This window comes from Microbacterium sp. 3J1 (assembly GCF_001049495.1).
GTDB lineage: Bacteria > Actinomycetota > Actinomycetes > Actinomycetales > Microbacteriaceae > Microbacterium.
The window spans coordinates 107051-129808 of the sequence record NZ_CDWI01000011.1 but is presented as its reverse complement, the minus strand read 5'-3'; the positions used below and the strand labels follow the sequence as shown (position 1 = coordinate 129808).

Annotated in this window: 18 protein-coding genes; 5 read left to right on the top strand and 13 right to left on the bottom strand. The window is 69.2% G+C overall.

Annotated features, from left to right (window positions below; all coding sequences use genetic code 11):
• Positions 1–31: 31 nt before the first annotated feature.
• From BN2660_RS09670 to BN2660_RS09660, 3 genes are all read right to left on the bottom strand, one after another.
• Positions 32–4675, bottom strand: a complete 4644-nt coding sequence (locus BN2660_RS09670; protein ID WP_091230901.1) for an ExeM/NucH family extracellular endonuclease — start codon at positions 4673–4675, stop codon at positions 32–34.
• Positions 4676–4911: 236 nt separating this feature from the next.
• A complete protein-coding gene (locus BN2660_RS09665) occupies positions 4912–5670 on the bottom strand; it encodes an SURF1 family protein (protein WP_091233486.1) in 759 nt (252 codons plus the stop codon).
• A gap of 58 nt (positions 5671–5728) precedes the next feature.
• Entirely contained in the window at positions 5729–6844 is a 1116-nt protein-coding gene (locus BN2660_RS09660; RefSeq protein ID WP_091230898.1) for a GuaB3 family IMP dehydrogenase-related protein, read from the bottom strand.
• A 74-nt stretch (positions 6845–6918) separates the two neighbouring features.
• On the opposite strand from BN2660_RS09660, the gene BN2660_RS09655 reads away from it, so the two are divergent.
• Positions 6919–8001 carry an FAD-dependent oxidoreductase gene (locus BN2660_RS09655; RefSeq protein ID WP_091230894.1) on the top strand — a complete coding sequence of 361 codons (1083 nt, stop codon included), beginning with the start codon at positions 6919–6921 and terminating at the stop codon, positions 7999–8001.
• A gap of 1 nt (position 8002) precedes the next feature.
• Here the strand turns inward: BN2660_RS09655 and BN2660_RS09650 are convergent, their stop codons facing one another.
• From BN2660_RS09650 to guaB, 10 genes are all read right to left on the bottom strand, one after another.
• Positions 8003–9691, bottom strand: coding sequence for an ABC-F family ATP-binding cassette domain-containing protein (locus tag BN2660_RS09650; protein ID WP_091230891.1), 1689 nt, complete (start codon positions 9689–9691; stop codon positions 8003–8005).
• A 45-nt stretch (positions 9692–9736) separates the two neighbouring features.
• Positions 9737–11542: a PAS domain-containing sensor histidine kinase gene (locus BN2660_RS09645; RefSeq protein WP_091230888.1), complete on the bottom strand. Its 1806-nt coding sequence runs from the start codon at positions 11540–11542 to the stop codon at positions 9737–9739.
• The gene (locus BN2660_RS09640; protein WP_091230886.1) at positions 11539–11886 is read right to left on the bottom strand and encodes a response regulator; all 348 of its coding nucleotides are present in this window, start codon (positions 11884–11886) and stop codon (positions 11539–11541) included. The genes BN2660_RS09645 and BN2660_RS09640 overlap by 4 nt, the downstream gene beginning before the upstream one ends.
• Positions 11883–12026 carry a hypothetical protein gene (locus tag BN2660_RS16610; RefSeq protein ID WP_176697157.1) on the bottom strand — a complete coding sequence of 48 codons (144 nt, stop codon included), beginning with the start codon at positions 12024–12026 and terminating at the stop codon, positions 11883–11885. Before BN2660_RS16610 ends, BN2660_RS09640 begins: the two co-directional genes overlap by 4 nt.
• A complete protein-coding gene (locus tag BN2660_RS09635; RefSeq protein WP_091230881.1) occupies positions 12023–13510 on the bottom strand; it encodes a glycosyltransferase family 2 protein in 1488 nt (495 codons plus the stop codon). Before BN2660_RS09635 ends, BN2660_RS16610 begins: the two co-directional genes overlap by 4 nt.
• Positions 13510–14223 (bottom strand): PHP domain-containing protein, encoded by a 714-nt coding sequence (locus BN2660_RS09630; protein ID WP_091230878.1) that lies wholly within the window; start codon positions 14221–14223, stop codon positions 13510–13512. The genes BN2660_RS09635 and BN2660_RS09630 overlap by 1 nt, the downstream gene beginning before the upstream one ends.
• The gene (locus BN2660_RS09625) at positions 14220–15209 is read right to left on the bottom strand and encodes an ATP-grasp domain-containing protein (RefSeq protein WP_091230875.1); all 990 of its coding nucleotides are present in this window, start codon (positions 15207–15209) and stop codon (positions 14220–14222) included. Before BN2660_RS09625 ends, BN2660_RS09630 begins: the two co-directional genes overlap by 4 nt.
• Complete coding sequence (locus tag BN2660_RS09620) at positions 15209–16252, bottom strand: response regulator (protein WP_091230872.1); 1044 nt, start codon at positions 16250–16252, stop codon at positions 15209–15211. The genes BN2660_RS09625 and BN2660_RS09620 overlap by 1 nt, the downstream gene beginning before the upstream one ends.
• Before the next feature lie 162 nt (positions 16253–16414).
• Complete coding sequence (locus BN2660_RS09615) at positions 16415–16729, bottom strand: DUF2277 domain-containing protein (RefSeq protein ID WP_091230869.1); 315 nt, start codon at positions 16727–16729, stop codon at positions 16415–16417.
• Positions 16730–16806: 77 nt separating this feature from the next.
• Entirely contained in the window at positions 16807–18309 is a 1503-nt protein-coding gene (guaB, locus tag BN2660_RS09610) for an IMP dehydrogenase (protein ID WP_091230866.1), read from the bottom strand.
• A 266-nt stretch (positions 18310–18575) separates the two neighbouring features.
• Here guaB and BN2660_RS09605 point away from each other — a divergent pair, with 266 nt between their 5' ends.
• From BN2660_RS09605 to BN2660_RS09590, 4 genes are read left to right on the top strand one after another with little or no spacing between them, the layout of a single operon-like run.
• The gene (locus BN2660_RS09605) at positions 18576–19925 is read left to right on the top strand and encodes a branched-chain amino acid ABC transporter permease (protein WP_091230862.1); all 1350 of its coding nucleotides are present in this window, start codon (positions 18576–18578) and stop codon (positions 19923–19925) included.
• 2 nt (positions 19926–19927) lie between these two features.
• Positions 19928–20905 carry a branched-chain amino acid ABC transporter permease gene (locus BN2660_RS09600; RefSeq protein ID WP_091230859.1) on the top strand — a complete coding sequence of 326 codons (978 nt, stop codon included), beginning with the start codon at positions 19928–19930 and terminating at the stop codon, positions 20903–20905.
• A 46-nt stretch (positions 20906–20951) separates the two neighbouring features.
• Complete coding sequence (locus BN2660_RS09595) at positions 20952–21905, top strand: ABC transporter ATP-binding protein (protein WP_091233483.1); 954 nt, start codon at positions 20952–20954, stop codon at positions 21903–21905.
• Positions 21902–22651, top strand: coding sequence for an ABC transporter ATP-binding protein (locus BN2660_RS09590; protein ID WP_091230855.1), 750 nt, complete (start codon positions 21902–21904; stop codon positions 22649–22651). The genes BN2660_RS09595 and BN2660_RS09590 overlap by 4 nt, the downstream gene beginning before the upstream one ends.
• Positions 22652–22758 lie beyond the last annotated feature (107 nt).

Sequence of the window (22758 nt, the reverse complement as noted above, 5' to 3'; positions counted from 1 at the left end):
CTTGGTCATGGCGTCAGATCAGAACCGCCCGTCAGAACCATCCGTTGAGGAGGTCCCACAGCCAGTCGATGATGCCGCCGATGATCCCTCCGATGCCGCCGGCCCGGTTGACGGTCACCGTGGCCGTCGCCTCGTCGCCGTCGGCCTGCGAGACCGCCACCGTGTACTTGCCGGGCTGCGCGCCCTTGGGCACGGTCACCGAGCTCGAGAAGGTGCCGTCGGCCTTGACCTGGACGGTGCCGACCGCGATCGGCTGACCCTTCTTGGGTCGCAGCTCCACGGCCACGGTCTCGCCCGGCTCGTAGCCCTCACCCGTGATCTGCAGCTTCTTTCCTGCAGTCACCTTCGAGGAGCCGAGGTCGATGGTGCCCGCGAACTCCGCCGGCTCCTCACCGGCGATCGTGAACGGCACCTGCACCGTGGTTCCCGTGGACGGGACCAGGACGGTCAGCTGCTGGTCGCCGAAGACGCCCGTCGGGACCGTGAAGGCGAGCGCTGCGCGCCCGGCCTCATCGGTGGTGTCGACGACGGTCGGGTCGACCGTTCCGGCAGCGAGCTGGGTGCCGCCGAGAGACAGCGTCACCTCGCCCGGCGCCGGTTCGCCGCCGCTGAACGCCAGCGAGGAGAGCGAGACCGTCACCTGGTCGCCGGCGCTGTAGCCGTCGGCATCCGGTGCGCTCACCGAGACTCCGACCGCGCGCTGCGCGAGGTCGGGGGTCGCGGTCTTGTTGGCGTCGAACCAGTCGACCATCGACTGCAGGTCGATCTTGCCGGTGTCCCGCTTGTCGTCGCCCTCACGGAAGGTGAAGAAGTTGTCTCCTCCCGCAGAGAGGAACGAGTTCGCCGCCACCGTGTACTCGGCCGCCGGATCGATCGGCGTGCCGTTCAGCGTGATCGACGTGATCCGCGATCCCTGCGCACCTGCCGGGTCGTACGTGTAGACCAGGCCCTCGGAGACGCCGAGCTTCAGGAACGGACGGGCCGCGCCTGCGGGCTGCCACTGCTCCTCGAGGACCCCCCTCAGCTCCGCGCCCGTCAGCGTGAGCGTCACCAGCGTGTTGGCGAACGGCTGGACCGTCGCCGCCTCGCGATAGGTGACGTTGCCCGCGGGGTCGTTCGCGTTCGACGAGGCGTACGAGAGGTTCGCGCGGATGCCGCCCGGGTTCATGAGGGCGATGTCCGCACCCGTGGACCACTTCTGCACGTCGGCGACGAAGTTGCCGATCGTGGACTCGCCGCCGCGGTTCTCGGATCCGTTCGCCTGGCGTGCGCGGTTGAAGTCGGCGGTGATGTCTCCGACCTTGACCGCACCGAGCACGTCGGCGTCGGCCTTGGCCTTCGCGACGATGTCGGCGACCTCGGGGACGGCCGGATACTGCGCCACCCCGCCCACGACCAGCGGCTTGATCTCGTTGGTGATTGAGATCAGATCCTTCGTGGTCGGATCGACCTGGATGTTCATCAGGCCGAGGTTCTCGCCGTACTGTCCGGCCGAGATCACGGGGCGCCCGTCGATCACATGGTTGTACGCCAGGTGGGTGTGCGCGGAGACGATGGCGTTCACGTCCTCGTCGACACCGTAGACGATCTCGCCGAGGGGCGTCTCCGGGGTGATGGTCGACAGCTCGGTGCTCGCGGCGCCCTCGTGCACGAGGAGGATGACGACATCCGCCTCGCCGTTCGCGGCGTCGCCGTCGCGCAGATCGTCGGCCACGGCGTTCACCGAGTCGACGATGCTGCGGACCTCGAGATCGGCGATGCCCTCGGGGGACACGAGCGAGTCGAGGTCCTCGGTGACGGCGCCCACGAAGCCGACGCGCACGCCGTCGAGCTCCTTCACCCAGGCGGGAGCGAGCGCGGGCTCGCCCGTCTCGGTGACGAAGACGTTCGACGAGATGTACTCCCAGTCCGCGCGGTCCTGCACGCGATCGCGCAGGTCTTCCCAGCCCTGGTCGAACTCGTGGTTGCCCGCGGCGCTGACGTCGAGACCGGCGGCGTTCAGCGCGTCGATCGTCGGGTTGTCGTCGTTGATGAAGGAGGTGAAGGTCGACGCGCCGATCAGGTCGCCGACTCCGGCGAAGATCGTGTTCGGGTTCTCCTCGCGGAACTGCTTGACCGCGCCCGCGACGACCGCGGCACCGGCGGCAGCTCCATCGGCCTCGATGCGACCGTGGAAGTCGTTCATCGTGACCACGTCGATGCTCACCGGCGGGATCTCGGAGTCGACGCCCACGACGATCGGGTCATGGTCGCTCGACCGGAACGGCGTGCCCGCCTCGGTGGCGCCGAACGCGTAGCCGCGGTCGCTCCACTCCGGCGAGTTGATGCTCCAGACTCCGGCACCCGTGATCGAGGCCGCGAGCGAAGGCGACGCCAGCACGTGGTCCAGTGAGCCGAGCTCGCCGTCGAACGTGTACGTGTGCTGTTCCGGAGCCTTCTCACGAGCCACGTCGCTCCACCCCGCTGAGGTGAAGACGTCGATCGGGTCTTCCTTGGCGTACGCGTTGAAGTCGCCGATGAGGAGCATGTCGCTGCTTCCGGTCGTCTCCTCGATCTCGTCGGTGAAGGCCAGGAGCGAGTTGGCCTGGGCCACGCGGTCGGCGTTGAAGAAGCCTTGGCCGTCGGCCGGCTCCGCCCCACCGCCCTCGGGCGCGGACTTCGACTTGAAGTGGTTCGACACGACGGTGACGACGCGACCGTCGATGTCGAACGCCTGGGCGATCGGCTCGCGGGCGTTGCCCCAGACGCTCTCATCGGTGACGGTGAGGCTGTCGCCGACCGCGGACACGTCGTCCTTCTTGTAGATGATCGCGCTCGTGATGAAGTCCGTCGTCGTCGCGTCGTTCAGCTCGTCGGGCGTACGGACGTAGTCCCATTCCTCGCTGCCCAGCGCATCGTTGAGACCGTCGACCAGGTCGGCGAGGGCCTCGTCGATCGAGCCGCCGAGCTTGATCGAGTTCTCGATCTCCATGAGCGACACGATCTCGGCGTCGAGTCCGTTGATCGCCGCGACGATCTTGGACTTCTGGATCGCGAACTGCTCGGCGTTCGCCGCTCCTCGCGCATTCGAGTTCTCGCTCTTGAGGGTGGTGAAGTAGTTGAAGACGTTGAACGACGCGACCTGCACGTCGCCGCCGACCTCGGGGGCCGAGTCGGAGCGCGGGTTGGTCGACGTGAAGCCGGCCTTCGCGTCCGCCGCCGTCGTGCTGTCGATCGGCACGACGGGCTGCAGACGCCAGTCGTCGAAGCCGTACTGGAGCACGTAGCCGTCGTCGCTGAAGTCGACGGTGTCGCCGTTGCGGACGACCTGCTCCTTCGTGAAGTACGGCTGGTCGTTGGGGTGACCGTTGTTCGTCACCTGGATGGACCACGCGTCGTCCAGCAGGATGCGGTTCGCGCGGTTCGCCTCGGCGATCGCGGCGGCCTCGGCCCCGGGGCGAGCGAGCTCGGTGCTCTTGACGTTCAGCTCGTCACCGGCGTTCAGCCAGAGCGTGCCGAAGTTGTAGAGCTGGTGGCTCGACGCGAGGCGGTAGGTGCCTGCCGGCGCGACGTACATGTTCTCGTACTGCTCGCGGTCGGCACCCACCACCGTGGCGGGAAGAGGCGTCAGAGCCGGCGCACCGACCCCGGCCTGCACGACGGACACGCCCGCGAGGGACGTGGGGTTGATCTGGGTCTGGCCGAAGTACTCGCTCACCGAGCCGGTGACCGAGATGAGGTCGCCGATCGCCAGAGCGGGCGAGAGTGCGTTGAGGAAGACGAAGACGCCGTCGGAGGCGCCGGGCGTCGCGTCGGTCTCACCGCCGGAACCCTGCGTCTGGATGACGACGCCCTTGTATCCGCCGGTGCGGTGGTCGGCCGTGACGACACCCTCGACCGTGACTGTCTGACCGTTCAGCGGCGAGACGTCGGTCGTGCCCTGGACCTCGGCGATGGAGGTCTTCGTCGGCTCGGGCTCGGGCTCGGGATCCGGGTCCGGGTCGACGCCGCCGCCGGAGTTCTGCGGCGTGATGGTCGCCGACAGCGTGAAGTCGGTCTTGTTCACATCGGTGTCCGCGCCGTTCGTGCGGTTCAGCGACCTGACGTCGGTGTTGCCGGTGGGCGAGGTCGCCGTCGCGGTCTCGAACGTGTTCGACGTGCCGTAACCGAGGACGTCCACGACCCCCTCCGCGCCGGTGACCGAGCCGGGGGTCAGCGCGACCGCCGCCGTGCCGTTCACGAGAGCGAGCGTGCCGTTGGTGCCGCTCGGGTTGAGGGTGCCGACCGCGTCGGCGGTCGGCAGTGCGGCGCCGTTCGCGCCGTTGCTCCCGCCCTGCACGAGGTAGTAGCCGCCGGCGGGGATCGTACCGGTCAGCGGGGCGACCCCGTTGAACGCTCCCGTGCCGGTCGCGGACCGGTACTGCAGCGACATGCCGTCGAGGGCGACCGGAGCCGCGGTGGGGTTGTAGAGCTCGACGAACTTGTTCGTGAACGCTGCTCCCGCGCTGCCTCCGGAGAGGTACGCCTCGTTGATCACCACCCCCGTCCCTGCGACGTTCGCGGATGCGGGCGCGGCGATCAGGGCGCTCGCGCCCAGTGCTGCGACGCAGGTGGCCGCGAGGACGCCGAGACGCCCCCGACTTCTGCGATCGGACGCGGGAACCTCGCGGTGCGCGGCGTCTGGAGCGGACATCATCGGTGTTGTCTCCTCGGTATCGTCTGGCGACGGCTCTCGTGAACCCGTGGCTGCACACGGACACGATCCGCGCACATGTGAGCGAGCTTACGGAGCACTTCGGACAAACCTCAACGGAGTTTTCCCATTCGTCACCGAGCGCTCACCGAATGGCCCGAGCACCCCCCGACGAAGGTGGAATGCAGCTCGTGCGGCCGCTCTTCTGCGCGCCGACGGGTGCGCGTCCGAGCACGAGATCAGGCGGTCTCCGGGCTCGTGGAGTCCTCGAACTCCTCGACCTCGCGCTCCCACGCATCCTTCGCCAGGCGGTACCAGAGGTAGAAGGCGAAGCCCGCGAAGATCGCCCATTCCGCCGCGTAGAACACGTTCAACCAGTTCACCGGAGACTGCTCGTCGGGTGCCGGCGAGGAGATGTCGACGAGGCCGGCCGGCGCCGTCGCCGACGCCAGGTACGGCCGATAGACGTCGAGGTCCTCGATGTCGTGCCAGTGACTCAGCAGGGCGGCGGTCGACATGCGGTCCATGCGCATCGGGTCGTCCGCCGGGGGCACCGAGGGACCCTCGTCCGAGATGATGCGTCCGGTCAGCGTCACCGCGCCGCCGTCCGCCGACGCCTCGAGGGAGTCGATCGCGGCATCCGCGTCATCCTGATCGGCAGTCCACCCGAGGGCGACGGCGATCGAGGTGCGCTCCGCGACGCGCAACTGACCCGTGATCCAGTACCCCTCGACGCCGTCGTTGAAGCGGCTGGAGACGACGAGGAAGTCCTCGGGCACCCAGGATCCCGTCGTCGTGACCTGCTGACCGACCAGCGGCTCGGGCAGGTACTCCCCCGGCTCGACCACGTCGGCGAGCGGCCGCACCTGCTCGGTCGCTCCAGCGGGCGGCGGATCCGTGTCGATGGCCCTGGCGAGCTGCCACTGCCCCAGCCACGCGAACACTCCTGCGACGACGAGACACAGCAGGAGCACCCCGATCCAGCGTCCCCGGAGCATGACCTCACGGAGGGTCGGGGGGAAGAGTGCGGGTGCGGTCACGAGGAGAGCAGCGGCCTCAGGCCTCGTACGGTGCGAGGACGACCTCGACGCGCTGGAACTCCTTGAGATCGGAGTAGCCCGTGGTCGCCATCGACTTGCGCAGCGCCCCGATGAGGTTCGCCGTGCCGTCGGCGACCGGCGCCGGTCCGTAGAGGATCTCCTCGAGCGTCCCGATGCCGCCGACCTCGACGCGACGCCCGCGCGGCAGCTTCGGGTGGTGCGCTTCGGGACCCCAGTGGAAGCCGCGGCCGGGCGCATCCGTGGCTCGCGCGAGGGCGACGCCGAGCATGACCGCGTCGGCACCCATCGCCAGCGCCTTCACGACGTCGCCGGACGTTCCGACTCCGCCGTCGGCGATCACGTGCACGTAACGTCCGCCCGACTCGTCGAGGTAGTCGCGACGAGCGGCGGCGACGTCGGAGACCGCCGTCGCCATCGGGGCGTGGATCCCGAGAGTGGCGCGCGTCGTCGACGCCGCGCCCCCACCGAAGCCGACGAGGACTCCGGCGGCACCGGTGCGCATGAGGTGAAGGGCGGCGGTGTACGTCGCCGCTCCGCCGACGATGACCGGAACGTCGAGGTCGTAGATGAACTTCTTGAGGTTCAGCGGCTCGTCGACGCTCGAGACGTGCTCGGCCGAGACGGTGGTGCCGCGGATCACGAACAGGTCGACGCCCGCCGCCGCGACGGTGTCGTAGAACTCCTGCGTGCGCTGCGGGGTGAGCGAGCCTGCGACCGTGACGCCGGCCTCGCGGATCTCGGCGATGCGCTGCGTGATGAGCGCGGGCTTGATGGGCTCGGAGTACAGCTGCTGCATGCGCACCGTCGCCTTGTCGTCGCTGAGACCGGCGATCTCGGCGAGCAGCGGCTCGGGGTCGTCGTAGCGCGTCCACAGGCCCTCGAGATCGAGGACGCCCAGGCCGCCGAGCTGACCGAGCATGATGGCCGTCTGCGGGCTCACCACCGAGTCCATCGGGGCACCGAGCACAGGGATGCCGAAGCCGAAGGCATCGATGGTCCAGGCCGTCGACACGTCCTCCGGGTTGCGGGTGCGCCGCGAAGGCACCACCGCGATGTCGTCGAACGTGTACGCGCGACGCGCACGCTTGCCTCGGCCCAGCTCGATCTCCATGGTCACCGTCTCAGCCTACCGGGAGCACGACGATGCCGACGGCTGGGAGACTGGGAACGAGATCGGGAGGCAGCATGTCGGCGGATGCCGTGGAAGTCGCCGTCGTCGGCGGCGGCGTGATGGGACTCGCGACCGCATGGCAGCTGGCCGAACGCGGCCTGCGACCGGTGGTGTTCGAGCGGTTCGCCCGGGGGCACCGCCACGGAGCCTCGCACGGGACGACCCGCAACTTCAACAACGCGTACGACGAGGACCACTACCTCGACCTCCTCGTCCGTGCCAGGGACGGCTGGGACGGTCTCGGCTTCGTCACGGGAGAGCCGCTGCTGCGCCTGCACGGCCTCGTCACCCACGGGGAGATCGCGGTCGCCGACATCGAGCGTCGTCTCGTCGAACGCGGGATCCACGCCGAGATCCTCTCCGCCCGAGACGCGTCGGCGCGCTGGGCCGGTATGCGGTTCGACGGCGAGGTGCTCTTCTCGCGCGATGCGGGGGTCGTCCGGGCATCCGAGGCCCTGGGCGAGTTCGAGCGGCGCATCGCGGCGGCGGGCGGCGAGGTGCTCTGGGAGACGCCGGTGCGCGAGATCCACGAGACCGGGTCCGGCGTGGAGCTCGCGCTGCCCGACCGCCGGGTGCGGGCGGACGTCGCGGTCGTCACCGTGGGCGCATGGACCGATCGGATGCTGCCCGGCATCCGACTGCCCCGGCTCGAGGTCACGGAGGAGTTCCCCGCGCATTTCCTCCCCGTCGACCGATCGGCGTGGCCCTCTTTCAACCACTACGTGTCGCCCGACCGCCACCCCGCGACGGTCTACGGCATGCCCACCCCCGGCGAAGGCGTGAAGGTCGGATTCCACGGGGTCGGCGATGAGGTCGATCCGGATGCCAGGCCGCACGCCGTGACGCATGCGGCCGCCCTCGCGGACTACGTGCGCGAGTGGATGCCCGGTCTCGACCCGGCATCCGCGGTCCCGATCAGCTGCACCTACACCTCGACCGACGACGACGCATTCGTGCTCGATCGTCGCGGCCGCATCGTGGTCGGTGCCGGGTTCTCGGGGCACGGCTTCAAGTTCGCACCGGCGGTCGGCGGCGTGCTCGCGGACCTCGTGCTCGATCCGTCCGCGCTCGGCGCGCCTCCGTTCCGACTGCCGTGAGTCAGCGAGGCCTCGCGACCCGTCGTTCGTCCCAGACCGGCGCGTCCGCCTCGTACACCTCGCCGTCCGATCCGAACACCAGGAACCTGTCGAAGGTCCGCGCGAACCACCGATCGTGGGTGACGGCGAGGACCGTGCCGTCGAAGCGCGTCAGCGCCTGCTCCAGCGCTTCGGCCGACTCGAGATCCAGGTTGTCGGTGGGCTCGTCGAGCAGCAGCAGCGTCGCGCCCGACAGCTCGAGCAGCAGCACCTGGAAGCGCGCCTGCTGGCCTCCCGACAGCGATTCGAACGTCTGCTGCGCCTGACGCACCAGCCCGTAGCGGTCCAGCGCCGAGCTCGCGGCCTCCCGCGGCATACCCGCTCGCCGCTCGTCGCCGCGGTGCAGGATCTCGAGCAGAGTCCGACCCACGAACTCGGGGTGGGCATGCGTCTGGGCGAACAGCCCCGGCACCACTCTCGCCCCGAGAACGGCCGTCCCGGAGTGCGGGACCTCGGCGAGCTGCTCGCCCGTCGACGTGACGTGCCCGAGCGTCGGATCCGGATCCGTGCCGCCGCGCGCCAGCAGCCGGAGGAAGTGCGACTTGCCCGACCCGTTCGACCCCAGGACGGCGACCCGGTCGCCGTACCAGACCTCGGCGTCGAACGGGCGCATCAGACCGGTCAGCTCGAGCCGCTGCGCCACGACGGCCCTCTTCCCCGTGCGGGCGCCGCGCAGCCGCATGTCGAAATCCTGCGCGGGGGGCCGCTCCTCCGGGGGCCCTGCATCCTCGAACCGGCGCAACCGCGTCTGCGCCGCCTGGTACCGCGAGGCGAAGCCGTCGTTCGCGGCGGCCTTGACCTTGAGGGTCGCGACCAGCGTGCGGAGCTTGGCATGCTGCTCGTCCCAACGCCGGCGGAGCTCGTCGAGCCTGTCCATCCGGTCGATCCGCGCCTGCGGGTAGGTCGTGAACCCGCCGCCGTGCACCCAGGCCGTCGCACCGGCGCCACCCGGTTCGAGGGTGATCAGCCGATCGACCGCCCTCGCCAGCAGCTCACGGTCATGCGAGACCAGGAGCACCGTCTTGGGAGTCTGCCTCAGCTGCTCCTCGAGCCAGCGCTTCGTCGGGACGTCGAGATAGTTGTCCGGCTCGTCGAGCAGCAGCACCTCATCCGGTCCTCGGAGCAGCGCTTCGAGGGCCAGCCGCTTCTGCTCCCCTCCCGACAGGGTCGTGAGCTCCCGGAAGCGCGCCCGGTCGAACGGCACGCCGAGCGCCGCGACCGTGCACTGATCCCACACGGTCTCGTGCTCGTAGCCACCGGCCTCCGCGTACTCGGCGATCGCCGCGGCGTATGCCATCTGCGTGTCGTGCTCGTCGCGGTCGATCAGGGCGTTCTCGGCGGCGTCGAGCGCTTCGGCCGCCTGCCGGATGCGACGTGGCGCCACCCGCACGAGCAGCTCCTGCACCGTCTGGCCGGACTCGCCGTGTCCGACGAACTGGTCCATCACGCCGAGTCCGCCGTCGATCGTCACGACACCGGCATCCGCCGCCTGATCTCCGCGGATGATCCGGAGCAGAGTGGTCTTGCCTGCGCCGTTCGGCCCGATGAGGGCGCTGGTCCACCCCGTCCCGACTCGGAACGTCACCTCGTCGAGCAGCGGCCTGCCGTCCGGCAGGGTCAGAGAGATCCCTGCGACATCGATGTATCCCACGGTATGCGGCCGTCCTTCCGCCCGCATGGCGAGCCGACCAGGCTATCAGTCTCCGCGCGCGGGTGAGTCCGGGCGCCCTGGAACGATCTGGATCGCCTCGGTCCGCGGTGCGTTCGGAAGCAGGATCCGGAACTCCGTCCCGACGCTCTCCTTGCTGGTGACGTCCATCGATCCGCCGTGAGCGAGCACGATCGCCCGCGTGATCGTGAGTCCGAGCCCCACGCCCGGCACGGCATTGCGGGTCGCCGTCGATGCGCGGAAGAAACGCGTGAACAGCATCCCCTGCTCGTCCTCGGGGATGCCGAGTCCGGTGTCGCGCACGGCGAGCACCACCCCTGAGCCGGAAGACCGCACGCTCGCGGTGACGCGTCCTCCGGACGGCGTGAACTTGATCGCGTTGGAGAGCAGGTTGTCGAGCGCCTGGCCGATGCGACCGGCATCGACGACGAGACGCACGGGGGTGTCCGGAGTCTCGGCGACCAGTTCGATGCCCTCCCGCTGGGCGTGCGGGCCGGACGACGCGACCGCGGTGCGCACCAGCTCTGCGAGGTCGGCGTCGCGGCGCTCGAGGGGGAACCGCCCGGATTCGACCTGCGCCGTGAAGAGGAGGTCTCCGACGAGGTTGAGCAGACGCTGGGCGTTGCGCTCGATGATCCCCACGAACTCCTGCTGGTCGACCGAGAGGGGCTGGGAGGGATCGCTCTGCAGCAGGTCCAGGAAGCCGATGATGGAGCTGAGCGGAGTGCGAAGCTCATGCGAGATCATGCCCACGAACTCGTCCTTCATGCGGGCGACCTCGACGGCCTTGGTCTCGTCCGTGATCACGAGGAGGTAGCCGTGCCTCGCGCCGTTCGAGTCCTGGTACGGCGACACCGTCACACGGGCCGGCACGGACGAGCGCCCCGCGGTGAGGACGTCGACGTCCGCGAGCACGGGGCGACCGGCATCCGCCTCGTCGAACAGCGCGCGCATTCCCGGGTGCACCTCGCCCTCGGCGCGGGCGACAGGACCGTCGGTGAACTGCGTGAGCACGGAGGGATCGAAGAAGTGGTCCACCCTCACACCGTCGAGCGCCTCGTGGACCGGCATCCCGAGCAGCCGCACGGCGCCGGGGTTCCACGCCGTGATCATGCCGCAGTTGTCGGTCGCGATGACCGCCTGTCCGGTGATCGAATTCCAGAGGCTCGTGAACGACTCAGAGAGAGTGCGGTACTGGTGCTCGCTCTCCCGCAGCTGCTCCAGCATCGCCTCCTTCGCGGCGAGCGCAGCCGAGCGCTCGGCGACATGGGCCTCGGCCTGCGAGGTGCGGAAGCGCTGCTGGCGAGACAGCTCGTTCACGATCGCGCCCACCGTCGCGAAGACGAGAGGGGCGATCACTCCTCGCAGCCAGGCGATCGCATCCTCCGGGGGATCCAGGAGGTACGGCATCAGCAGGGCGATCGACGTGAACACCCCGACGATGACGACGTGCCGGATGCCGGGCGCCGCCGCGATCCAGATGACGGGCAGCAGCACGAGGGAGGAGAACAGGGAGGCGGCTCCGCCCGTCCCCGCGCGGAGCGCGCCGATGGCGAGGATGTCGATGATCGGGACCAGCATCACGAGCCAGCCGTCGTAGCGGCCTCGCGCCGAGAACACCGCAGCCGCGACCGTCGCGACGCCCACGGTGACGATGCCGGCGATCGCGGCCGCGGTGCTCGTGACCGGGAAGTCCGGGATCACGGCGATCAGCAGAGCCGAGATCGCGACGGCGATCGCGGTCGGCCCCTGCTTCATGAGCGGCGTCGGATCGTCGAAGAACCGTCGCCACCCGCGCTGGACGGTCGCGGTCGCAGTGGTGGCGAGGCTCATCGCGGCACTGCCTGCAGGATCTTGCGCAGGTCGGCTCCCCTGATCGGCTTGGGGAGCGCCGCGTGCGCGGACGGGTAGTCCGCGACGTCGAGCACCGAGCTCACGATGAGGAAGCAGTCCGGGAATCGGGCCTGGACGAGACGGGCGCATTCGAGACCCGAGATCCCGGGAAGCAGGAGGTCGATCACCGCGACCGCGGGGAGGATGCCCGGGAACGCGGCGATCGCGGACTCGGCGTCCGCTGCCGCGAAGACGTCGAAGCCGTCCCGTTCGAGATGACGACGGAGGAGCGCGGTCTGATCCGCGTCATCCTCGACGACGAGCGCCAGCGGCCGAGCGCTCATCGCAGCAGCAGCTCTCGTACCACCACGATGACGACGACGACGGCGAGCGAGATCAGCGCCTGCGGGATCAGCCGCTTCTCACGGCGTGCGTCCGCGGCGATCTCCTCCTCCTCCGCGCTGCGTGAGAGTGGTTCCGTCATGCGTCGACCCGTCCGATCTTCTCGGTCTTGATCCAGGCGGCGTCGGCTCGACGCCACTCCTTGATGTACGAATCCACCGTGATCGCGCAGAGCAGGGACCCGTAGCCGCAGACGTACAGCAGCAGGCCGGCGAAGAAGCGACCTCCCGGCAGCGGCTCCACGGTCCGGGCCAGCCAGATCCCCAGCATCGAGATCGGACCCCAGAGGTAGAAGATCACGGCCCATGTGAACCGCGTCTCGTCGGTGACGGCGAGCCCGAGCTGGGTGAGTCCGCCCTCGAACGCCCAGGGGAACAGCGCGATGGCCATGAGGATGAGCGCGCCGAGACCGGGGAACATCAGCGCCTCGCGCCACGACTGACGTCCGATCCGCGGGTCGAGCTGCACCGAATACAGCATGGAGAAGAGGTAGATGCAGGCCGCGGCGATCCACATGAAGCGGAACACGAACTCGGCGATGTCGCTGTGCAGGATCAGCAGGATGAGCAGCGCGGTCGCTGCCAGGATCATGAATGCGGGGAGCAGCAGGATCGTGAACCAGCCGAGACCGAACGCGAAGCTCCCGAGGTTGTGATCGGGACTCGGGCGGAACCACAGCTTGCGATAGATCGAGGTCAGCTGCACGTTTCCCCGTGCCCAGCGCAGCCGCTGCTTCCAGAGGCTGTCGATCGAGCGCGGCTCCTCCGCGAGGACGACCGCGTGGGGTTCGAAGACCATGCGCCGGCCGGCCAGCTGCCCCTCGAACGTGGTCATCGTGTCCTCGGCGAGCGTGCCGGTGGGAATCCGCCCGCCGATCGCTTCGAGGTTCGCCCGCGAGTGCAGCTGAGCGCCTCCGGCGAGGCACGCGATGGCCCCGCCGACGTTCTGGGTGCGGCGGGCCGAGAGCTGGCCGATCACGTACTCGATCGCGATGAACCGCGTGAGGTAGTTGCGGTCCCGGCTGCCCTCGGCGATGTAGGCGGTCACGGCGCCGACCTTCTCGTCGGCGAGGTGGCGGCTCATCTTGCGCAGCGAATCGCGGGCGAAGATGACGTCGGCGTCCATGATCAGGACGGCCTCGGTCCATTCATCGGCGAGCACGACGTCGAGCCCGTGGTTCAGGGTGTGCGCCTTGCCCTCGCCGCCCTTCGCGCGACGGAGGTGGACGACTCGACCCGGATACGCCTGGGCCTTCGCGGCGACGACCTCGGGGGTGTCGTCGGTCGAGGCGTCGTCGATCACGAAGATCCTCAGACGGTCGGCGGGGTACTCCAGCTGCATCAGCCGGTCGACGGCCTGCCCGAGCACCATCCCCTCGTTCCACGCGGGGATGAGAACGGCGATGCGCGGGTGATGCGGAGCCGCATCCCGGTAGTGGTTGCGGAAGGCGTGCACGGGCAGCGCGAGGAATTGCAGACCGGTGTTGACCACCGGCAGCGTGCCGACGAAGACGCACAGCAGCAGCAGGACGACGACGACCGTCTCGATCCAGGTGAGGTCGGGCATCATGGTTCCTCCGTTCCGGAGAGGAGAGCGGTGACCTTCGAGTAGCGGCCGACCTCGGACGCGTGGTGGCTGTCCGTCGACGCCACGATCTCGGCGCCGGCCGAGCGCAGTGCGCGCAGCTGCGGGATGCCGGGGCATCCCCATTTCTCGTTGACCTCGACGAGCGTGTCGGTGTCCGCCGCGGCCGCGGCCCAGGCCGCCGTCCGCTCGGCGCCGAGGTCCGCCTCCGCCAGCCCGATCTTCGGGAGGATCGAGAAGCAGTGGGCGAGCTGGTTTCCAGGATGCCGTCGCATGGTCGCGATGAGCGCGGACACGAGCTGGTCGAGGACGTCGTCGGGAGACCAGCCGGCAGCGATCCGCTCGCGCACGGCGGTCGGTCCCAGGGGTCCGTCGCTGCCGGGGAACTGATGATCAGCGATGAGGATGCGGTCGATCCCCGCGGGCAGTGCGGGGATGTCGAGCTCGCCGGATGCATCGAGGATCTTGGCTTCGACCCCGGTGAGGACCGTGAGCCCCTCAGGCACCTCGAGGGCGCGCACGGCGGCCAGGTACTCGGGCACCCATGCCGTCGTGCGGCGCACATGGTCGACGAGTCGCAGCGTCGTCAGTCCGGCGTCGGCGGCCGCAGCCACGTTCTCCGCGAGCGAGGAGACGGCGTCGTCGGAGAACGTCGAGTGGACGTGGTGATCGCCGCGTAGCGCTGCGCCGGTCACAGCTCCTCCTGATGCCCCGCGTGCGCCGACACGAGCACCTCGTCGACCTCCACGATCACGTCTTCGAGGAAGCGCACGGAGGCGACCTCGCGGAAGGGGATGCGTGCAGGGAGATCCCTGCCGAGATACAGGTCGGCGACGAGCGACGGGATGTCGACGCCTGCTGCGATCGTCAGCGGAAGGGCGCCGGGGAACCGCGGGTTCACCTCGAGCAGCACGGCCCGGCCGCTACGATCGCGCCGCAGCTGCACGTTCGCGACGCCGACCAGGCCGATCGCCCGCGCGATCGCCGCGGCGGTCTCCTCGAGCTCCGGGTCGTGCACGGTGCGGCCCGCGATGGCGACGCCGGAATCGACCCTGGCGCGCGTACGCGGCACGGCGGCGACGATCTCTCCGGCGGCGTCGGCGATCACGTCGACCGAGTACTCCTCGCCGGGGAGGAAGTCCTGGACGATGAGCCCCTCGTCCAGGGGGAGAGCCTGCAGCGCCGCGCGGTCGGGCACGAGTCGCACGCCCCGGCTGCCGGCGCCCTGGCGAGGTTTGGCGAAGGCCGGGAACTCCCAGTCGATGGCGTCGGCATCCGCTCCGGCGAGCGCGGTGCGCGGGACGCGACCGGTCGATTCGCAGCGCTCCGCGAGCGCGAGCTTGTCGAGCGCCGTGTCGAGGGTCTCCTTCGACGGCGCGGCGAGCACAGCGGGCGCGAGTTCGTCCCGGCGCCCCGCGAGGGCGATGAGCTCGACGTCGACGGTCGAGATCACGAGATCGAGTCGGTCCTCCGCCACCATCCGTGCGACGGTCGGCACGAAGTCCTCGTCGCGTCCGGGCGGCACCAGACGGCGCTGGTCCTCGGGGACGAGATAGATCCCGCTCGCCCAGCCGTCCATGTCAGCGGCGAAGACGGTGAGGTCGGGGCGACGCAGGAGCGACCGGATGACCGCCACACCGGCGGGTCCTCCGGCTCCCGTCACCAGTACGCGCGCGGTCATCAGCTCTCCCGTCGTGACAGCTCGTGGGCGCCGATGAACTCGGCCGTCTCGCGGACGACCTCGAGGGGCTCGACCGCGGCCCCTCCCCCGAAGCGCGACCAGTAGCGGGCGGTCGCGGTGACGAAGTCAGGGTCCAGGTAGTCCCGCGTCGCGGTCTGGGATCCGAAGCATTCCAGCAGGCGGAGCTTGTGCTCGATGTACTGATCGATGCGCACGAAACGGGTCGGACGGAAATCGATGGTCGCGGAGGGGCTCTGGTAGCAGGCGACGGTTCCGACGCGACGCGTGGCCGCGATCGTGGCCTCGCTCACGGCGCGGTGGTCCTGATGCCGATCGTGCTCGGAGTGCGTGTACACGATCGTCGGCTGGATCTCCTGCACGACCTCCTCGATCAGGCGCACGGTGGCGCCGCCGCCGGAGATCTCGGTGTCGACGAGGTCCTGCACGAAGAGGCGGGCGCCCAGCAGCTCTGCCGCGGCGAGGGACTCGTGCTGCCTGCTGTCGGCGTCGCCGCCGCGCGCACCTCGAGAGAGCGTGAGGATCGTGATCGAGTCTCCCGCGGCCGAATGAGCCGAGAGCAGGCCGCCGACGCCGATCTCGACGTCGTCGGGGTGGGCGCCGATCGCGAGCACGACCTCCTTCGGCCGACCCGCGTCGCGTCGTGCACGCCCCTCCTCGGCGAGACGCGTCACCGCTTCGACGAGACGCGCGTTGTCGAGCGGCTTCGTGAGGAACTCGTCGGCCTGCGCTCGCAACGCCGACACGGCGTACTCGACCGAGACGTGCGCCGTCATGACGATCACGGGCACGAGCGGATCGCTGCGCCGCAGCTCCGCGAGCAGCTCGAGGCCGTCGAGACCGGGCATCTCGATGTCGGTGACCACGACGTCGGGGACGAAGTCGGCGAGACTGTCGACCGCGGCGCGACCGTCACCGGCGGTCAGCACCTCGCAGCCGGCGCGCCTCTGGAGCACGGTCTTCACGAGCAGGGCGACGTCCGGGTCGTCGTCGACGACCAGGACGCGGGGCGCATCCTGAGGCATATCTGAGGCTCTCCATGGGGAAGTCCCTGCCGGTCGTGGCCGGCGTCGCGTCCCCCGCGCCCTTCGCGCCGGGAACTCGAGGGGAAGTCGAGCGGGGTTTCCCTAATACTGGCATATCGACGGCGCAGAGCCGCGTGCGCCACCGGGGTCGGATGGTAGGGCTCAGGTCGCGGATCGCGCGGCGCGCTTCTCCTGCTGGTACACGCGGATCGCCTCGTAGCGCTCGGCGGAACGGGCGCGGCGCTTGGTGGCCTCGAGCTCGCGGTCCTTGCGCGGCGCCGAAGTCGTCAGACCGTCGACGAGCTCCCTGGTCGCGCGCGCGATCTCCTCGACGGCGCGGTCGAACACAGCCTGATTCGCGCGAGAGGGCGCCGTGGTCCCCGAGATCTTGCGCACGAACTGCAGAGCGGCGTCGTGGCATTCGTCGTCGGTGGCGGCGGGTTCGAGATTGTTCAACGGCACGATGTTGCGGCACATACCGGCACCGTACGCCTCGTCGCCGACAGGGGGAAGGGGCCGGATGCGACAGCATCCGACCCCTACCGTGGGAATGCTCAGCGCTTGTAGTTGGGCGCCTCGACCACGATCTGCACGTCGTGCGGGTGCGACTCCTTGAGCCCGGCCGCGGTGATGCGCACGAATCGTCCGCGCTGCTTCAGCTCCTCGATGGTTCGCGCACCGACGTAGAACATCGACTGACGCAGGCCTCCGACGAGCTGATAGGCCACCGCCGACACCGGACCGCGGTACGGCACCTGGCCCTCGATGCCCTCGGGGATCAGCTTGTCGTCGCTGGGCACGTCGGCCTGGAAGTAGCGGTCCTTCGAGTACGAGGTCTGCTTGCCGCGGGTCTGCATGGCTCCGAGCGAGCCCATGCCGCGGTACTGCTTGAACTGCTTGCCCGACTGGAAGACGATCTCGCCCGGCGACTCGTCGGTGCCGGCGAGGAGCGAGCCCAGCATGACGGCGTCCGCGCCCGCGACGAGCGCCTTCGCGATGTCGCCGGAGTACTGCAGACCGCCGTCGGCGATGACCGGGATGCCGGCGGGGCGCGCGGCGAGCGAGGCCTCGTAGACCGCGGTCACCTGCGGCACGCCGACACCTGCGACGACGCGGGTCGTGCAGATGGAGCCGGGTCCGACGCCGACCTTCACGGCGTCGACTCCCGCGTCGACGAGCGCCTGAGCGCCCTCGCGCGTCGCGACGTTGCCGCCGATGACGTCGATGTGCGCGAAGCTCTCGTCGGCCTTGAGCCGCTTGACGAGGTCGATGACGCCCTGCGACTGCCCGTTCGCGGTGTCGACGACGAGCACGTCGACACCGGCGTCGCGCAGCGCCTCGGCCCGCTCCCAGGCGTCTCCGAAGAACCCGATCGCCGCGCCCACACGGAGTCGGCCCTGGTCGTCCTTGGTGGCGAGCGGGTACTTCTCGCTCTTGTCGAAGTCCTTGATCGTGATGAGGCCCGCGAGCTTGCCGTCGTCGTCGATCAGCGGCAGCTTCTCGACCCGGTGCTTCGCGAACAGCGCGATGACCTCCCCTGCTGCGACGCCGACCGGAGCGGTGACCAGGCCCTCGGACGTCATGACGTCCTTCACGAACGTGGTCTGCCGCTCGAAGCCCGAGACGAAGCGCATGTCACGGTTCGTGATGATGCCGACGAGGCGCCCGTCGGGGTCGACGACCGGAAGGCCCGAGATGCGGTACTTCGCGCACAGCGCGTCGACCTCCTCGACGGTGGCATCGGGGTTCGTGGTGATCGGATCCGTGATCATGCCCGACTCGCTGCGCTTGACGCGGTCGACGTGCGCGGCCTGGTCGGCGATCGAGAGGTTGCGGTGCAGGATGCCGATGCCGCCCTCGCGCGCCATCGCGATCGCCATGCGGGACTCCGTCACCGTGTCCATCGCGCTGGACAGCAGAGGCGTCGCGACCGAGATCCGGCGAGTGATCCGCGACGAGGTGTCCGCCTCGCTGGGGATGACGTCGGTGTGCCCCGGGAGGAGCAGCACGTCGTCGTATGTGAGTCCGACGAAGCCGAAGGGGTCGTGCTGGTCCATGGATTGTCCTCCTGCGGGCGCGATCTGGGGCGAGGTGTACCAATTCTAAGCGTCGGCACCCTGAGGAAATTCCCGGCGCATGCTGGCATACCGCGAGGCTCGGCCCGTCGTCTCCGAGCGCATCGCGCAACTTCGTGATGGGATCGTTCTCACCGTGAGCAGATCGTGCCTTGGTTGAAACAGAGCCGACACATTACGCTCATACCGTCGTACATCAGGGCCGATGAACAACCCGGTCATGCTCTGTGTACTCGACTGGAGGTTCTGTGAGTCCGACGATCTCGGCGAATCGAAGCGGAAAGCGGTGGGCTGTCGCCCTGCTGGCTGCGCTCCTCGCCATGGCATTCCTCTGGGTGCAGCCACCCGCCTCCGCGTCCGCGGAGGAGACCGACGACGGTCAGGAGGTCACCGAGTTCTACTTCGCCGGTGTGATCACTTTCGAGGACGAACCCGTCGAGGGCGTCGTCATGACGATCGACGGCGGCGGCTTCGAGGGCGAGACGGAGACCGACGCCGAGGGCAAGTGGCGGCTGTACGTCCCCGAGAAGGACACGTACAAGATCACGGTCGACGAGGACACCCTCCCCGACGGCGTCATCGTCGACGCCGCGCAGCTGCCGGAGGGCACGCAGCCGATCGCCGGGACGACCGCCTCGTTCGAGGTGGAGTTCGGCCTCACCGGCACGAAGATCCTCAACCTGTTCCTCGGCGAGGGCGAGCGGATCACCGTCTCCTTCGCCGATCAGCTCCTCTCCCGCCTCGTGGGAGGCCTGAACTTCGGGCTCCTGCTCGCGCTCGCCTCGATGGGCGCCGCTCTGATCTACGGGACGACGCGCCTGTCGAACTTCGCCCACGCCGAGATGGTCACGTGGGGCGGTCTCGTCGCCCTCGTCACGACGAGCTTCTGGCACCTCCCGCTGTGGCTCGGCATCGCCGCGGCGGTCATCGGCGGCGGTCTGTTCGGCTGGGCGATGGACGCCGGGCTCTGGCGGCCCCTGCGTCGGCGAGGCCTCGGCGTCGTGCAGCTGATGATCGTCAGCATCGGCCTCTCGCTCGCGCTGCGGTACGTCTTCCAGTACTTCATCGGGGGCGGCACGCGCCAGCTCCCGGGCTCCAGCCCCGAGCCGATCCAGTTCGGACCGATCTCGCTCTCCTACATCGACCTGATCGCCATGGGCGTCAGCATCGTCGTGATCCTGGGCGTGGCCTGGTTCCTCACCCGCACCCGCATCGGCAAGGCGACCAGGGCCATCTCCGACAACCCCCAGCTCGCCGCGGCATCCGGGATCGACGTCGACCGGGTCATCCGCATCGTCTGGATCCTCGCCGGTGTCCTCGCGGCCATCTCCGGCATCCTCTGGGCCTACTTCCGCCCCGGCGTGAAGTGGGACATGGGCGTGCAGATGCTGCTGCTCATCTTCGCGGCGATCACGCTCGGCGGTCTCGGCACCGCGTTCGGCGCTCTGGTCGGCTCGCTCATCGTCGGCATCGCCGTCGAGGTCTCCACTCTCTGGATCCCGTCCGACCTGAAGTATGCGAGTGCGCTGGTCGTCCTCATCGTCATCCTCCTGGTGAGGCCCCAAGGCCTCCTCGGACGCAAGGAAAGGTTGGGCTGACGATGGACTTCGGAAGCATCTTCTCCAACACCGCGGTCTACCTGATCAGCCCGGTCACGATCGCCTACGCTCTGGCGGCCACGGGCCTGGCGGTGCACTTCGGCTATGCGGGCCTGCTGAACTTCGGCATGGCGGCGTTCATGGCGATCGGCGGCTACGGCTACGCGATCTCGGTGCTCAGCTTCGGTCTCCCCTGGTGGATCGGCATGCTGATCGGCCTGATCGGCGGCGCCGTCTTCGCCATCATCCTCGGCATCCCGACCCTGCGCCTTCGCGCCGACTATCTCGCCATCGCGACCATCGCCGCGGGTGAGATCATCCGCCTGCTGTTCACGACGCAGCTCTTCGACGAGTACACCAACTCGGCCGACGGCCTCGCGCAGTTCAACGGCGGCTTCCGCGACGCGAACCCGTTCCCGGAGGGCACATACGGCTTCGGCCCGTGGACGTTCACAGCGAACGACCTGTGGAACCGCGTCTTCGGGATCATCGTGCTGGCGATCGCCGTCCTCCTCGTCTGGGCGCTCATGCGCAGCCCCTGGGGCCGCGTGCTCAAGGGCATCCGCGAGGACGAGGACGCCGTGCGCTCGCTCGGCAAGAACGTCTTCGCGTACAAGCTGCAGGCGCTCGTCGTCGGTGGCATCATCGGCGCCGCCGGCGGGATCGTGTTCGTCCTCCCCTCGGCCGTCGTCCCCGGCAGCTACACGACGTCGCTGACGTTCTTCCTGTGGACGATCCTGCTCCTCGGCGGAGCGGCGACGGTGCTCGGCCCGACGCTCGGCGCAGTGCTCTTCTGGGTGGTGTTCGCCTTCCTGGCGAACCTGCTCCCCGCCATGGCCAAGGCGGGCATCCTCCCGATGTCCGACAGCCAGGCCTCCACGCTCGTGTTCGTCTTCGTGGGAGTGGCGCTCATGCTGCTCGTGATCTTCCGCCCGCAGGGCATCCTCGGAGACAAGAGGGAGATGACCTTTGTCAAGTGAACTGACCCCCGCCGAGGGCGCCCAGCAGGTGCCCTCCACCGGGAGCATCCGACGCCCGAAGACCACGGGACTCACCAAGGGGCCTGCCGCCCCCGGTGTGGCCAAGGTCGATCCGATCCTCGTCGTGGATGCGGTGCAGCGCCGTTTCGGCGGCCTGACCGCCGTCGACGTCGACCACGTCGAGATCCCCCGAGGAGCCATCACCGCGCTCATCGGCCCGAACGGCGCCGGCAAGACGACGCTCTTCAACCTCCTCTGCGGCTTCGACAAGCCCAACAGCGGCTCGTGGTCGTTCGACGGCACCAACCTGTCGGGCGTCCCCTCCTTCAAGGTGGCGCGGATGGGGCAGGTCCGCACGTTCCAGCTGACGAAGTCGCTGTCGCTGCTCACGGTGCTCGAGAACATGAAGCTCGGAGCCCCGAACCAGCGCGGAGAGGGTTTCTGGTCGAGCCTGTTCCCGTTCCTGTGGCGCACGCAGGATCAGGAGATCGAGGTGAAGGCCCGCGAGCTGCTCGCCCGCTTCAAGCTCGACGCCAAGGAGAAGGACTTCGCCGCCGCGCTCTCGGGCGGGCAGCGCAAGCTGCTCGAGATGGCCCGCGCGCTGATGAGCGATCCGACCCTGGTGATGCTCGACGAGCCCATGGCCGGCGTCAACCCGGCGCTCACCCAGTCGCTCCTCGACCACATCCTCGACCTCAAGGAACAGGGCATGACCGTGCTGTTCGTCGAGCACGACATGCACATGGTCCGCCACATCGCGGATTGGGTGATCGTGATGGCCGAAGGCCGCGTGGTCGCCGAGGGACCGCCCGACGAGGTGATGGAGGACCCGGCCGTGGTCGACGCCTATCTCGGCGCCCACCAGGACGTGGACCTCGGCGCCGTCACCGGCCGCATCCCCGTTCTCGCCGACACCGCGGCGGTCAAGCTGCGTGAGCAGATCGAGGCCGAGGCCGAGGCCGAACTGGCCGCCGACAGCACCGAGGAGGGCAAGGCATGACCGATGCATCCGTGGACGACCGCGTCGTCGTCGAGATGAAGGACGTGCACGCCGGCTACCTGCCGGGCGTCAACATCCTCAGCGGCGCGAACCTCGTCGCCAGGCAGGGCGAGCTGATCGGCATCATCGGCCCGAACGGCGCCGGCAAGTCGACGCTCCTGAAGGCGATCTTCGGGCTGCTGAACGTGCGCAGCGGCGACATCACGCTGAACGGCGAGAGCATCGTGGGCCTCAAGGCCGACAAGCTCGTCAAGCGCGGCGTGGCCTTCGTGCCGCAGACGAACAACGTGTTCCCGTCGCTCTCCATCGAGGAGAACCTGCAGATGGGGCTCTACCAGAACCCCAAGGCGTATGCCGAGCGGCTCGAGTTCGTCACCGGGATCTTCTCCGAGCTGGGCAAGCGTCTCAAGCAGCGTGCCGGCTCACTGTCGGGTGGTGAGCGGCAGATGGTCGCCATGTCGCGGGCCCTCATGATGGAGCCGTCCGTGCTGCTGCTCGACGAGCCCTCCGCCGGCCTCTCCCCCGTGCGACAGGACGACGCGTTCATCCGCGTCTCCGACATCAACAAGGCCGGGGTGACGACCATCATGGTCGAGCAGAACGCCCGACGGTGCCTGCAGATCTGCGACCGGGGCTACGTCCTCGACCAGGGCAGAGACGCCTACGAGGGCACCGGACGCGACCTGCTGAACGACCCGAAGGTGATCGGCCTCTACCTGGGCACGCTGGGCACCGACGCCGCCTGAGCGCGCATGACGAGAGGGGCGGATGCCGTGACGGCATCCGCCCCTCTCGTCGTCCGTGCGCCGCCTCTGTCCGAGCCGCCCACGGCACGAGGAAGGCCCCGGATGCA